Genomic DNA, 13,594 nt, shown 5'->3' on the forward strand with positions numbered 1-13,594 from the left:
TCCCCCATGCTGAAGTGCTGGCATGACAGAGAGTACGTAGAAGTTAACTGTCCGCGTCTGGTTTCCCGTCAGATCCGGCGCAGGTACTGCCAGCGGCCCACCTCGACCGCGTACCGGGCGTCGCTGGCGGCCAGCAAGGATACGCCCGCGTCGCGCAGCAGCGCCACGATGCGCGGCGACGGGCTGCGCCAGGCCTCGCTGATCTCCACCGAGGTGCCGGTCGAGCGGCACGCGGTGGCCAGGGCGTCCACCAGTTCGGCGGTGATCACGCAGTCGTCGAGGCCCACCTGGGTCAGCAGGCTGAGCGGGCGGGCGAGCTGGGTGGGCGCGTACCGGGAGGCCCGCTCGACCGCGTGGATCATGGCGGTGACGGCCTGCTCGGCCACCTGCTCGGGGGTGAGCTCACCGGTGCCGAGCAGCGCGCGGATGTCGCGGGGGCCCACCGGGCCGTCCGGCAGCGGCAGCCGGGACATGGCGACCGAGACGGCCTCCAACTGGCCGAGGTCGGCCGGGAAGGCCAGCCAGCCGTCCGGCTGCACGATCTCGATCTCGGCCGCGACCCGCAGGGTCAGCTCGGTACGGCGGCTGGCCCGGCGCACCGCGTCCGCGTACGCCTGCAGCCAGGTCGTCTCCGGCCCGGCCTGATCCGCGAACGTGATCGCGGTGAGGCCGGCGCGGTCGGCCGCCGACACGACCACCCCGATGGCGTCCCGCCCGGCCGCGAAACCGGTGTGCACGTGCGCGTCGACGAGCAGGTCGACCGGGCGTGCGGCCCCGACGGTACCGCCACCCACGATGACTGATTCCCGCTCCACGCTCACCTTGTACTCCCGGACCTCTCTGCGACGAGTGCTCCCCGCCTCGCAGTTGACAGTCGGTTCGCGGTGTTGTGGGCCGGGGTCCGCGGCAGGTGCATTCCGGGTGCGCCACCCCGGTGCGCTCCAGGCCCGAACCCGGCGGCCCTACACTCGCCCGGCCGCGATCCGGCGGAGCCTGCCCGGCGGGACATCACGTGTCGCGGCCCGGCACGCCGTGGCCGCCGAGGCCCGCGATCTGGCGGATGGCGTCGTCGAGGTCGCGGCTGAGCTGCTCCACCAGCCCGCGCTGGCGTTCGGCGAGGCCGTGGACCTCGCCGGTGGTACCGGTGATGTCGGTGACGGAACCGGCCATGGTCTGGATCGTCGTGGACATCGCGCGCATCTCGCGCTCCAGTTCGCCGACGATGCTGGTGATCTCGTCGGTGGATTCGGCGGTCGAGGTGGCCAGGTTCTTGACCTCCCCGGCGACGACCGCGAACCCGCGCCCGGCCTCGCCGGCCCGGGCGGCCTCGATCGTTGCGTTCAGCGCCAGCAGGTTCGTCTGCGCCGCCACCTCGGTGATCATCTCGGCGATCCCGGCGACCCGGCGCAGGCTGTCGCCGAGAGCGTCGACCGCGTGTTCGGCGTTGCCGGCATGCTCCACCAGGTTGCGGCTGGCCGCGTGCGCGGCGTCGATCCGGGCATCGATGTCGCGGGTGGCGGTGCGGACGTCGCCGACGTGGCCGACCACCCCGGCGAGGCGGTCCACGACCGCGCCCGAGGTGCGGTCGACGGTCTCCCGGGCCTGCCGGCGGGACTCGTCCTGGACGCGTTCCTGCTCCGCGTACGTCCGGCGCAGCTGTTCCTCGCGCTGGGCCTGTTCGGCGTGCAGCGCGGCGTCCTGGGCGGCCAGCGTCTCCAGCATGGTGTCGATCGTCGCGGCCAGCGCACCGATGTCGCCCTTGCCGGGGTGCCCGATGCGCAGGCTGCGGTCACCGGAGGCGATGACGGCCTCGGTGGTACGCCGCAGCGGCCGCACCTGCTGGCGTACCGCGCGGCGCGACAGGATCCCGAACGCGCCGAGCAGCAGCAGCGTGCCGACCGCGGTGAACAGGAAGATCTGGTTGGCGGTCCGGCCGGCGATCCGGTGCAGCTGCCGGTCGCCGATCGAGCGCAGGACGATCGGGCCGCCGTTCGCGGTCGGTACGACGGCGTCCACGGCGACCTGGGTTTCGTTCAGCGTGGCGGTGCTGACCGCGATGCGTCCCAGCCGACTGGCGAGCACGGAACGCTCGGCGGCGCCGGTGTGCCGCTGGGCCACCCGGGTCAGCGACAGGTCGACCTCGGCGCCCAGCTTGGTCAGGGCCGCCGGGTCGAGCGACTTGAGGTAGATCAGGCCGCCGGTGGCCGGTGGCTCCCCGCTGCTGCGGTACGCGGCGAAGCCGCAGTACAGGTACGGGCGGTCGGCGGCCAGGATCATGCCGCAGATGCCGTCACCGCTCTCGGCGGCGGGGTCGAACAGGCGCCGCAGCAGCGCCCGGTCCCGCAGCTCGGCCGGGACGTCGGCGAGTTCCGCGGCGCCCGAGGCGTCCGCCAGCACTCCCACCCGTGGCGTGCCGTCGAGCCCGGCACCCATGACCCCGTCGACCACACCGGTGCCGCGCAGGTATTCCGGTTCGAAGCTCTCCAGGAAGCCCTCGCTGTCGGCGGCGGCGACCTGGTCGGCGGAGTCGTCCCACTCCGAGTTCGTGGCGCCGAACGTGCTCAGCAGCGCCACCTGACCGTCGAGCGCGATGCCCAACCGCTGGGCGTCGCGGGCCAGCTGGTTGGCCTCGAGATCCTCGAACGGGCCGGTGGCGATCGCACGGAGCGCCAGGAAGACGGCCAGCAGCACGATCGCGCCCGCCACTACCGGGCGGAGATAGCGCAGGAGTCGAAAGGTCACACATTTAGTTCGGCCACCGGCTCGCACAATTGTGCGAGATCACCGCGTGACACTCGACACGCGTCGGCCGCCACCGGCATGTCGGCCGCGCGGCGCTAAACCGTCGCGAGAAGGCGCTCCCGCGCGAGGAGATCCGGCGCGTCGAACCACTCGTCGTAGTGCGTGGCCGGACCGAGCAGAGTGAGCGCGGCGACATACGCCTCGCCATCGAGCCGCCGCCCGGTCACCAGCCCGGCCAGCGCCTGCAGATAGTGGTAGTCGGTATACCCCGGAAACGCTTCCAGACCGTTCTTGATGAGGTCGTTCGCCTCGGCGTCGCGCCCGAGTTGCAGGAGCGTGATGGCCATCCACCGGCCGAGTGCCGCCCGGGCCGAGTCGTCCTCGTCGCGTTGGTAGGCGTCGAGGAAACCCGCCATCGCGGCGTCGAAACGCCCGGCGGTGAACGCGCGCAGAGCGGCGGCGTACGGCAGGTCGCGCGGCGCGGTGTTCGCGTGGGCCGGCACGTACGCGCGGGTGGTGCCCGCCCCGCCGTGCCGTCGCCGGCCGACGACCTGCCACCGGACGACGCGGTGGCCTTCGAACGCCGGGAAGGACACGGGTACGGCCAGGCGGGCGGCCGCGGTCGCTGCCGCGCGTCGGCGCAGCGTGTTCTCGGCGTCTCCGTCCGCGAAGTGCAGCCCGCGGAGGTCGAACTGCCACGTGTCGTCGATCGTCGGAGCTGACCACGTCGCGCACACGCCGCGGTAGGTGTCTTCGACCCGCCTCATGATCGCGTCCCAGGAGTACTCCGCCGCGGTAGCCAGCCCGCCCTCGCGCAGCCTGCCGGCCAGTTCCGGCTCGTCGAGCACCCGACGCACCGCGCTCACCAGCCCGTCCACGTCACGTACGTCGCAGAGCAGGGCGTTCACGCCGTCGCGTGCGTACTCCAGGACGCCGACGTTGCGGGTGGACACGACCGGTGTCCCCGAGGCCATCGCCTCGATGACCGGTAACGCGAACGACTCGTAATGGGAGCAGCAGACATACACCGACGCACCCCGGTAGATTGCGCCCAGCGTGGCTTGATCCGGAGCGACGACCACGTGGCCCAGCGGTTCCCGCGGCGGGCGTGGCGTGACCCAGACGAGGTCCAGCTCGCGCCGGTCGGCCTGCAGCGCCTGCCACATCCGGCGCATCTCGGCCATGCCCTTGAACTCGTTGCCATCCCAGCCGACGACCATCACGTACGGGCGGTCCCTGCTGAACCTGGTACCGGCGGGGTGGAACACGTCCGGGTCGGCGGCGTTGTGCACGACCACCGCCTCGACGCCGAAGCGGGTCCGGAGCACCTCGGCGGTCGTGCCGCTCACGGTGATCGTCGCGTCGGCCGCCGCCATGCTGCGGGAGACCAGCGCGTGGGTCTCCTCGTCGATGTCCTCGAACAGGTGAAGATCGCCCTGCTCGAAGTGAACGACCGGGGCGGTGCCGAGGACCCGCGCGGCCATGATCTGATCCCACGCTCCCGCGACGACCAGATCGCAGGCGGGATCGCACGCCGGTACGGCCTCGGCGAGTTCCAGCCCCCACGGCACCTGCATGAACGGCACTCGCAGGTCGAACCAGTCCGGTTGCCGGTAGTGGCTGAGAACGGTGACCCGGTGACCCCGCGCGGCCATGCGGTTCGCCTGCTCGAACTGCACCCGTGTCCCGCCGCAGATGTCGGTGCGCGGGACGAGATAGCACAGCCGGAGCCGCGCGGGCGCATCGCCGGACGGGGATCGGTGCGGGGCGACCGGCAGCACCTCCCGGCGGGCGATGAACTCGGTGCGGCGGGCACCGGCGACCGCGGCGTACAGGTCAGGCCGCAGCACGTCGCCCGAGTCGTGCGAAGAAGCTTTCACCGCAACATCCGTCCCCTCGCGTCACACCATCTCGATCGCGGACGCCACACCGGGAGCGAGCGCGCGCAGTTCCTCCAGCACCGCGCTGGTCTGCTCGTCGGGCACCTGGTCGAGCGCCTCGGCCAGCGGGGCGAGCGCGGCCTGGTCACCGAAGAACTCCAGCGCGGCCGCCGCCGCCAGTGCCCGCTGGACGGCGGGACGTTCGGTGGAGGTTGCGGTAGCCAGCAGTGGGCAGTATTTCGCGAGGTCCTGTTCCCGCAGCCGGCGCGACCACTCGATCGCCCGGTTCAGCGGCAGCCGATCGGCCAGCCAGACCACCACCCCGAAGATCCGGGGGTCGCCGGGGAAGCGTTGCCAGAGCGCCTCGATCACGGCATCGGCCAGCTCGGGTGACGCCGTACGCGTGCTGTACAGCACCTCCCGGACTGCGGGTTCGGGAATCAGCCGGACCAGCTCGGTCAGGTCGGAACCCGCTTCGTCCAGCACTGTGCTCATCACTTCGAGTGGGAGCAGCAGACGTCCGGCGCGCAGCGCCGGGCGCAGAATCTCGGCCGCCTCTGCCGCCCGGCCGGTGGCTCTGAGGCTGGCGACCTCGTTCGGTGCCATCTCGCGGCGGCCGGCCGCCATGCCGAAGTCGTTGGTGGCGGTTTCCGGCATCCCGCGGAGAATCTCCAGCACTCGCTCGTGGTCGCCCTCGGTGGCCCGGATGACGATCTCCGCCTCGTCCACCGTGACCGGCTCACGGGCGACCTTGCGCAGATCCGAGAGGGCCGCGCTCGCCTCGTCGAGTCGGCCGGTCTGCGCGCAGCACCGGATCAGCGTGTAGAGCAGTCCGGTCCGGATGAAGCTGTCGGGGTGGGCGGCGAGCCCGGACCGGCATGCTTCGATGGCAGCCTCCGGGTCGCCGGCCTTGCTGACCGATCGGGCGAGGTTGAAGAGGGCCTCCGGCCCCTCGTCTCGGGCCAGCTCGGCGAGACGGGCGTTGCGACCCACCTTGTCCTTGGTCGCGAACGAGGTCTCGAGGTAGCCGGAATGCAGGAGAGCCAGCCCGTCGATGGGCCGGGTCTCCGGGATTTCGCCGGTGATCCGGTGGACGACGTGTTCGTGCAGCCGGCCGCGGTACCGGTTCTCGTGCGCGCGGAACAAGCGCGTGGACTGCACCGTGACGTTGCCGGTCGCGGTCTGGCTGACCTGGGGGACGAGGAACCCGTCGACGGTCCGTTCGGCGGTGGCCAACTGGTGTCGCAGTGCGGTGACGTCGCCCTGGACGACTTCGTCGGCGTCGACGGTGAAGGACCACTGGCCTCGGCTGTGGGCGATGGATCGGTTGCGGGCGTCGCCGAAGTGGTCGTCCCAGTAGCCGTCGACGACGTGGGCGCCGTGTTCGCGGGCGATCTCCCGGGTGCGGTCGGTGGAGCCGGTGTCGTAGACGACGATCTCGTCCGCCGCGTCGCGCAGCGCACTCAGGCACTCGGCGATGACCGCTTCCTCGTCCTTGGTGATCAGGCACGCCGACAGTAGCGGCGCGTCGATGGGCGGGGCGGGCACCAGCGCACACTGCCGCCCGCCGAAGTGGGCGATCAGCGCGCTCTCGACCAGCAGCAGGCGGCCGTGCTCGCGCAGCTTTTCGTACGGCATGTCCAGGGTGGGCCCGCCGACGCGCGCCAACGCTTCCCGGCGGACCGCGACGCATACCGGGCCGAGCCGGTCCACCTCGGTCAGGCCGCGATTGTCCTGGCGCCACTGCCGGGCGTACGCCTTGAACTTGGTGACACTGGCGAGCGCCTCGGGGGGCAGCCCGACGCGCTGCGGGCCGAACGTACGAAAGCAACGGGGCCCGGCGGCGACGACGGTGGGGTCGTCGAACGCCGCGGCGACGGCGTCCAGCCAGTTTGGGGTCAGGAGCGTGTCGCCGTCGAGCAGCACGGCGATCGGATGGTTGGTGGCGGACAATCCGGCCGACCAGCGAGCGCCCTGCTCCGGTGACGCATCGTCCACAACGGTCAGCCAGGACTGGGCGCGGGTCTTGGCGGCGAGATCAGGCCGGCGCGGCGGGAGCACGCAGACGACCTCGTCGCGCAGCCCGAGTGTCGGTCGCAGACCGTCCAGGAATTTCTGGAATTCGTCGGCGGTGCCGCTGGCGGTGACGATCACGGAGACGGGCACGCGGATCACCTCTGGTCGATCGGCCGTTGGGGCGCAAGCCCGAGGAGTACGGCCGACCTTCGGCGGATCAATCCGGGCACACGCCTCAGCTCTTGTCCGGCTTGGCCGCCGGTCGGAGGCTGTCGGCCAGTGCCTGCACCGCCTCGTCGTCCGGTGACGCCGCCGCGCGGTTGGCGGCCTGCAACTCCCGGTAGACCTCCTCGCGGTGCACCTGCACGTCGCGCGGGGCCTGGATGCCGATCCGGATGACATCGCCGCGCGCCTCGAGCACGGTCACGACGATGTCATCGCCGATGATCACGCTCTCGCCGGCCTTCCTGGTGAGCACCAGCATTGGCTGCCCTCTCGCCATCCGTGGACAAGGACAATCTAGCCGCGCCCGCGACACACGGCCGCCGACGGCACGGGTCCGGCTCGCTGGCCGGACCCGTGCTGTCAGTAGTTGCGGCGCATGACCGCCCGAACCGGCATCTTGCTGCCCTGCAGGATGACCTGCATGGCCCGGCGGGTGTCCCGGTCCACGATTATCGGCGCCATCAGGTTCGCCGTGGTCTCCTCTGTTCCGGCGGTGATGACGACCATGACCAGTACCCGGTCCGGATCCTGGTTGTTCAACGCCGCGAGAGCTTCGTTGTCGATCTCCGGCGCGTAGTCCGGGAAGAACGGCTCGGGCGGGGCCACCAGGAACCGCAGGCTCGGGTCCTGAACCGAGGTGAACGCGTAGAGCAAACCCTCGTCGTTCAGCCGGACCAGCACGAACTGCCGATGGGCGGGGAAGCCGGCCATGGGCGCGGCCATCTCGATGATCGGCAGATCGATGTCGGTCATGATGTCCCCCATAGGTCGGGACGCGGTGCGAGTAGTCATGGTCACCTCAGAAAGTCGATGAGCGAGGGCTGGCCCGCCTTGGCCACTCGGGCAAGGCGGCCTGGTACGACGTCTGCTGGAGCTGTGTTTCCATGATGGTCTCGGCAGAGCGAGTCCTCGATGTCGGACATTTCGCGGCGCCCACGGCACCAAGTGGTCCCCCGGCAGCGTCCTCGTCTGCGTGATCCGATTCTATCGGCTTCCGATCTCTGGAACGGGCGGTTTCCGCTAGTCACCGGCATTGTTGTGCTCGTTTCGGAAACGACGACGGCCCCCGGGGGATCCCCCGGGGGCCGTCGTCGATCACGTCTACCGCAAGTAGTCCAGCAGCGATGGCTGGATGACCTTGGCAGTCGCGGCCAGCGCCGACTGGTACGCGGTCTGCTGCAGCTGCATCTCCATGATCGTCTTGGGCAGGTCGACGTCCTCGATGTCCGAGACCTGGTTCTTCAGCGCGTCCACTCGCCTCTGCGCGGTGTCCTTCGCCTGCGACACCCGGTTGTACCGGGCACCCACATCCGCCAGGGTCGACTTGATGAGGTCGCCGGAGGCGTTCAGCTTGTCCATGCTGGCCTGCAACGCCGGTGTGTTGTTGGCGCGCAGGCTCGTGGCGATGTCCGACAGCACCGTGAAGAGCTGGTCCGGACCGGTACCAAAGACGTTCGGACCGACTTCGCCGACCCGTACCTGGGAGCCGTTGCCGATCGTGCGCATCACGTCGCCGGTGTCACCGAGGTAGACCCCGGTGCTGTCGTACGCGGCAGGCAGCGTGGTGGTGCCGCCGAACACCGGCCGTCCGAGGTAGGTGGTGTTCGCGACGCCGATCAGGCCGTCCCGGATGTTCTCCACCTCGACCGCCAGCGCCTCGCGCGATTCCTGCGAGGCGGCGCCGTTCTGGCTCTGGATGCCGAGTTCCCGCACCCGGTTCAGCTGGGTCAGCGACGTGGTGAGGATGTTGTCGACCGTACCGAGCCAGCCCAGGCCGTCGTCGGCGTTGCGGGAGTACTGCTCGTTGACCCGCGCCTCGCCACGCAGCTGCATCGACGAGAGCGTGCCGCTCGGCGAGTCGGACGGCCGGCTGATCAGCTTGCCGCTGGACAGCTGCTCCTGGAGCTTGCCACTGCGGGCGACGTTGCGCTGCAGGTTGGCCATCACCCGGGTGGTGATGCTGCCCTCGGTGACCCTTATCTGAGGCATGTCGTCCTACCTACCTTCCGACCAGGCCGGTGCGGTTGATCAGCTGGTCAAGCATCTGGTCGATCGTGGTCAGCACCCGGGAGGCCGCCTCGTACCCGCGCTGGTACGTCAGCAGGTTCGTCATCTCCTCGTCGAGGTTGACGCCCGCCTCCGCCTCCCGCGCCGAGTCGATCTGCAGGGTGATGTTGCCTTGGATATCGGCACGGCGGCCGAGCGTCTGAGACGCCACACCCAGTTCGGCGATCATGTTCTGGTACACCGTGTCCGGGCCGGTGCTCGTCGCGCCGGTGCGCGACAACAGGTCGGCCACCGTGCCGTCGAACGTGCCGGCGGTCGGTGCGGCCCCGACCCAGGTCGGCTTGTCCATGGGGATGTCGACCGCGATGTCGGACGCGACGGTGCCGCTGAAGAAAGGCCGGCCGTTGACTCCGTCCAGGCCGAACGCCGGGGTGTGCGCGGCGTTGACCGTGTCGATGAGCGTCTTGGCGACGTTGTCGAGGTCTGCGGAGAGGTCCGGGATGATGGTGGTGAGCGCGTCGAGCATCGCACCCATCTTGCCGCCGGCGATGGGGCTCACCGCAGGCGCGTCCGTCCACCGCAGCTGCACGGGGTCGACACCCTGGTCCTGGAGCCGCTGCGCGCCGGTCACCTCGAGGCTGCGCGCGTTGAACTCGCTGACCAGGGGCGAGCCACCGACCAGGACGTCCACCGCGCCGTTCTGGCGCTGGTAGGCGGTCGCCCCGACCATCTCGGCCAGGTGCATGACGTGCAGGTCGCGCTGGTCCTCAAGCTCGTTGACCGTCGCCCCGGACGCCCTGGCCAGCACGATGTTCTTGTTCAGGTCCGCGATCGCGGTCGCGGTCTGGTTGATCTCGGCGGCGAACGCGTCCACCTGACCACGCATGTCCTCCCACTGCGAGGCCAGCGCGCCGTGGGCGTTGCGCAGTCCGTCGGCCACGGTCGCGCTCTTCTGCAGCAGCGCGGAGCGGGCCGCGAGGTCGTCCGGCGCGTTGGCCACGTCGGCCCAGCTGGCCCACATGTCGTGCAACTGCGCCTGCATCGCGGTGTCGCTCGGCTCGGCGAACGTGTCCTCGATCGAGTTGTAGATCGCGGCCGTGGTGGTCAGGTAGGAGCCGATGGCGTGCTCGGAGCGGCCCCGCTCCTCCAGGAACTGGCTGCGCAGACGCTGCACGCTGGTCACTTCGACGCCGTCGCCGAGTCCGTCGGATCGGGCGTACATGGCGGCCGCGCTCCCGCCGACCACCGACTGCATCTGTACGCGCTGCCGGGAGTATCCCTCGGTGTTCACGTTCGCGATGTTCTGGCCGGACACGTCCAGCCCGCGCCGGTTGGCGTACAGGCCGCTCAGGGCGATGCTCAGGGAACCGAATGAACTCGACATCAGATCGCCTCATCTACCAGGCTCGGGCGGCGGGTCCCGCCGACGACGGTTTGGCCCTGCCGGCCGTAGGTCTCCACGTTGCCCGAGATCGCGTGCATGGTGTCGCGCACCGCGCGCTGGCCCGCGGTGAGCAGCTCACGGTTGGCGCTCGCCATGCCGTTGATCTCGGCGGTCAGCGTCAGGAACGCCTTGCGGTGCTGATGCAGCAGGTCCGACCAGGGTTCCGGGGCGGCGTCGGCCAGTTCGCCGAGCGACGCCTCCGGCGCCAGGCCCAGATCGACCGCGACGCCCTGCGAGTAGGCGGCCCGGGCCACCTCGGTCTGCCGGATCTGGTCCAGCACCACCTCCACCTCGCGGGTGGCATGCGGCAACCAGCGCGTGCGGCCCGCGGCGAGGATCAGCTGCTCCTCCTCGAGCTTGAACAGCAACAGTTCCAACAGTTCACGCGAACGCCACAGCACGCTGGAAAGGTCTGTCAGGCTCACCCGCGGGCTCCTCACTCTCGGGTCGGGACTCGGCTCGTACGGGGCAGGCCACGCCGGCCGTTTTCCCGTTCACACGCAATGGTCGGCATGTTCCCGGCACGACTGAGGGTTCCCCGTCGATCGGGCGGTCAGACGATTTCCGCTCCGTTGGCGGAGGCGTGAAATCGCGTTTTGCATATAAGAGGTATCCGCAGCGGGCGCGCCTAGTTGCGGAGGTCAGGGCCGGCTCAAGCGAGGCGCAAGCGCGGCTCTGGAAAGTTCCAGAAATTCTCTGCACTGTCCTCATGATCGTCGGGGGACGGCCGAATAATGAGGGCGTAAGTCAAACGGCTCACGGATGAGTCGACCAGGACCCCACTCAAGGAGGAACTTCCATGGGTCTGCGCATCAACCAGAACATCGCTGCTCAGAACGCCTACCGCAACCTGTCCGTCACCGACGGCCAGATGGGCAAGGCGCTCGAGAAGCTGTCGTCGGGTTTCCGGATCAACCGGGCGGCCGACGACGCCGCGGGTCTCGCCATCAGCGAGGGCCTGCGGGGCCAGATCGGCGGCCTCAAGGTCGGCGCCCGCAACGCCCAGGACGGCATCAGCGTCGTGCAGACCGCTGAGGGTGCCCTCACCGAGGTCCACAGCATGCTGCAGCGCATGAACGACCTGGCCGTGCAGTACAACAGCGGCGCGCAGAACACCGACTCGCAGGCCGCTCTGCAGGGCGAGTTCGACGCCCTGACGACCGAGATCGCCCGGATCCAGACCAACACGAAGTTCAACGGTGTCCAGCTGTTCGCCGGCACCACCATGACCTTCCAGGTCGGCTTCGGCAGCGCCGACACGATCGACGTCGGTGCGAACAGCGAGCTGAACGACTTCACGGCGGGCGCGGCGTACGGCGCGGTCGACATCACGGACAGCGACACGATCCAGGCTGCCATCACCGAGGTCTCGACCCAGCGGGCCGGGCTCGGTGCTCTGCAGAACCGGTTCGAGCACACCGTGAACTCGGTCAACGTCGCGATCGAGAACCTGTCGGCGTCCGAGTCCCGGATCCGGGACACCGACATGGCGCAGGAGATGATGGGCTTCACCCGCTCGCAGATCCTGTCCCAGGCCGGCACCGCGATGCTGGCGCAGGCGAACCAGGCGTCGCAGGGCGTGCTCTCCCTGCTCCGCTGATCTCGGTTCAGTACAACCGGATAGTGACGGCCTCACCGAGCTGAAAAGCTCAGCCAATTGAATAGACAACCGAACAGACGGGCGGTCGGCGATGACGCCGACCGCCCGTTTCATACCCGCACAGCGGGCAGCCAGTGAAGGGGGAACGCCGGGATGGCCATGACCGTTGATGGTCTCGGCTCGGGATTGAACACCTCAGACATCATCAATAAGTTGATGCAGGCCGAGGCGCTCCCGCAGACCCAGCTCAGGAACAAGGTCACGACCCAGAACAAGGCGGTCAGCGCCTACCAGGCCATCAACACCAAGATGGCCGCCCTGGCGACCGCCGCGAAGGCGCTCGGCACCGCCGACACCTGGGGCGCGATGAAGACCAGCAGCAGCTCCGACGCTGCGGTCGTCACCGCGCAGGCCGGGGCGTCCGCGGGGTCGCTGAGCTTCCGGGTCGAGTCCGTCGCGACCACCCACGTCATGACGTTCTCGAACATGACGGTCGCCTCCCCCACCGACGTGGTCACGGACGGCAACCCGCTGGACATCGCGATCGCCGACCCCGCCGACCCCGCCAACGTCACCAAGACGTTGTCCCCGGCGAGCGGGTCGCTGCGCGACGTCGCGGCGGCGATCAACGCCGAGCCGCTGGCGGTGTACAAGGCGTCCGTCGTGCAGATCGGCTCCGGCCAGTACACGCTGCAACTGACCGCCAAGACGAGCGGCGCCTCCGCCGCGTTCGACGACAGCAAGCTGCCCACCGGTCTCGCGCTGGGCGCCGCGACCACCACCGTGCTGGGCTCCGACGCCCAGATCCGGATCGGTGAGGACACGGTCGACGCCTTCGGCAACCCGCTCTCGTCGTCGTACACGATCAGCTCGTCGTCCAACACCTTCGCCGACGTGCTGCCCGGGGTGACCATCACGGCCACCCGGAAGCAGGCCGCCGCCGACGCGCCGGTGACGGTTGGCATCACCCCCGACGCCGACGCCGTCGCGGCGAAGGTGCAGTCCCTGGTCGACAGCCTGAACGCGGCGCTGACCGAGATCAACAACCAGAGCAAGGGAAAGACCGACACCACAGCGGCCGCCCCGCTGGCCGGCGACTCGACGCTGCGCGGTCTGAAGCAGGACCTGCTGAGCGCCGTGGCCACCGGGGTGACCGGCGTCGACCCGCTCCAGCCCGGCGCGCTCAGCAGCTTCGCGGACATCGGCATCTCGCTGACCCGCGACGGCACGGTCAAGTTCGACAAGACCAAGTTCGTCGCCGAGCTGGCCAAGGACCCGGAGAAGACCGCTCGCTACTTCGACTCGTACACCGAGACGGACTCCAAGACGGCCGCCAACCCGGGCGGTCTGGGCACGGAGGGCAAGTTCCAGCCCGACTACGACGTCGCCCGCGGGCTCGGCCGCAAGCTGGAGACACTCTCGCTGCTGGCGACCGAGGGCGTCATCCGCCCCGGTGACCCGGCCAGCAAGGTCAAGCAGGGCACGCTGCAGGGCCTGATCCAGCACCGCAACGACACCATCAGCGACCTCAACGACCAGATCAGCAGCTGGGACGACCGCCTGGCGCTGCGCCGCCTGAACCTGGAACGCCAGTTCTCCGCCATGGAAACCGCACTCAACAGCCTGCACCAGCAGTCCAACTGGCTCGCCAGCCAGATCTCCAGCCTCGGTTGATGAAAT

11 protein-coding genes are annotated in these 13,594 nt (G+C 69.8%); 2 read left to right on the forward strand and 9 right to left on the reverse strand.

The features are described 5' to 3' along the window. Positions 1-68: 68 nt before the first annotated feature. The 9 genes from EV385_RS10910 to EV385_RS10950 all read right to left on the reverse strand — a co-directional run bounded on the left by EV385_RS10910 (position 69) and on the right by EV385_RS10950 (position 10,739). Complete coding sequence (locus tag EV385_RS10910) at positions 69-815, reverse strand: hydrolase (RefSeq protein WP_242624823.1); 747 nt, start codon at positions 813-815, stop codon at positions 69-71. 193 nt (positions 816-1,008) lie between these two features. After that, positions 1,009-2,742 (reverse strand): methyl-accepting chemotaxis protein, encoded by a 1,734-nt coding sequence (locus EV385_RS10915; RefSeq protein WP_130509369.1) that lies wholly within the window; start codon positions 2,740-2,742, stop codon positions 1,009-1,011. 95 nt (positions 2,743-2,837) lie between these two features. Continuing rightward, entirely contained in the window at positions 2,838-4,622 is a 1,785-nt protein-coding gene (locus EV385_RS10920; protein ID WP_130509370.1) for a glycosyltransferase family 4 protein, read from the reverse strand. A 21-nt stretch (positions 4,623-4,643) separates the two neighbouring features. After that, positions 4,644-6,788: a glycosyltransferase gene (locus EV385_RS10925; RefSeq protein WP_165449440.1), complete on the reverse strand. Its 2,145-nt coding sequence runs from the start codon at positions 6,786-6,788 to the stop codon at positions 4,644-4,646. Between the two features lie 85 nt (positions 6,789-6,873). Beyond that, positions 6,874-7,122, reverse strand: a complete 249-nt coding sequence (gene csrA, locus EV385_RS35645) for a carbon storage regulator CsrA (RefSeq protein WP_130513223.1) — start codon at positions 7,120-7,122, stop codon at positions 6,874-6,876. A gap of 101 nt (positions 7,123-7,223) precedes the next feature. Next, positions 7,224-7,616 (reverse strand): flagellar assembly protein FliW, encoded by a 393-nt coding sequence (fliW, locus tag EV385_RS10935; RefSeq protein ID WP_242624824.1) that lies wholly within the window; start codon positions 7,614-7,616, stop codon positions 7,224-7,226. Between the two features lie 348 nt (positions 7,617-7,964). Beyond that, positions 7,965-8,852, reverse strand: a complete 888-nt coding sequence (flgL, locus tag EV385_RS10940) for a flagellar hook-associated protein FlgL (RefSeq protein ID WP_130509373.1) — start codon at positions 8,850-8,852, stop codon at positions 7,965-7,967. 10 nt (positions 8,853-8,862) lie between these two features. Then, the gene (gene flgK / locus EV385_RS10945) at positions 8,863-10,254 is read right to left on the reverse strand and encodes a flagellar hook-associated protein FlgK (RefSeq protein ID WP_130509374.1); all 1,392 of its coding nucleotides are present in this window, start codon (positions 10,252-10,254) and stop codon (positions 8,863-8,865) included. After that, positions 10,254-10,739 carry a flagellar protein FlgN gene (locus EV385_RS10950; RefSeq protein WP_130509375.1) on the reverse strand — a complete coding sequence of 162 codons (486 nt, stop codon included), beginning with the start codon at positions 10,737-10,739 and terminating at the stop codon, positions 10,254-10,256. Before EV385_RS10950 ends, flgK begins: the two co-directional genes overlap by 1 nt. 374 nt (positions 10,740-11,113) lie before the next feature. Between EV385_RS10950 and EV385_RS10955 the strand changes: the two genes are divergently transcribed. Then, positions 11,114-11,914, forward strand: coding sequence for a flagellin N-terminal helical domain-containing protein (locus tag EV385_RS10955; RefSeq protein ID WP_130509376.1), 801 nt, complete (start codon positions 11,114-11,116; stop codon positions 11,912-11,914). 159 nt (positions 11,915-12,073) lie between these two features. Then, positions 12,074-13,588: a flagellar filament capping protein FliD gene (gene fliD / locus EV385_RS10960; RefSeq protein WP_278045021.1), complete on the forward strand. Its 1,515-nt coding sequence runs from the start codon at positions 12,074-12,076 to the stop codon at positions 13,586-13,588. Positions 13,589-13,594: the final 6 nt, after the last annotated feature.

The sequence above is a fragment of the Krasilnikovia cinnamomea genome (assembly GCF_004217545.1).
GTDB classification, from domain to species: Bacteria; Actinomycetota; Actinomycetes; order Mycobacteriales; family Micromonosporaceae; genus Actinoplanes; species Actinoplanes cinnamomeus.

Coding starts and splice junctions, on each gene's coding strand:
- fliW (WP_242624824.1), bottom strand. CDS start 7,616: ATGACCGACATCGATCTGCCGATCATCGAGATGGCCGCGCCCATGGCC.
- flgK (WP_130509374.1), bottom strand. CDS start 10,254: ATGTCGAGTTCATTCGGTTCCCTGAGCATCGCCCTGAGCGGCCTGTAC.
- flgL (WP_130509373.1), bottom strand. CDS start 8,852: ATGCCTCAGATAAGGGTCACCGAGGGCAGCATCACCACCCGGGTGATG.
- csrA (WP_130513223.1), bottom strand. CDS start 7,122: ATGCTGGTGCTCACCAGGAAGGCCGGCGAGAGCGTGATCATCGGCGAT.
- EV385_RS10955 (WP_130509376.1), top strand. CDS start 11,114: ATGGGTCTGCGCATCAACCAGAACATCGCTGCTCAGAACGCCTACCGC.
- fliD (WP_278045021.1), top strand. CDS start 12,074: ATGACCGTTGATGGTCTCGGCTCGGGATTGAACACCTCAGACATCATC.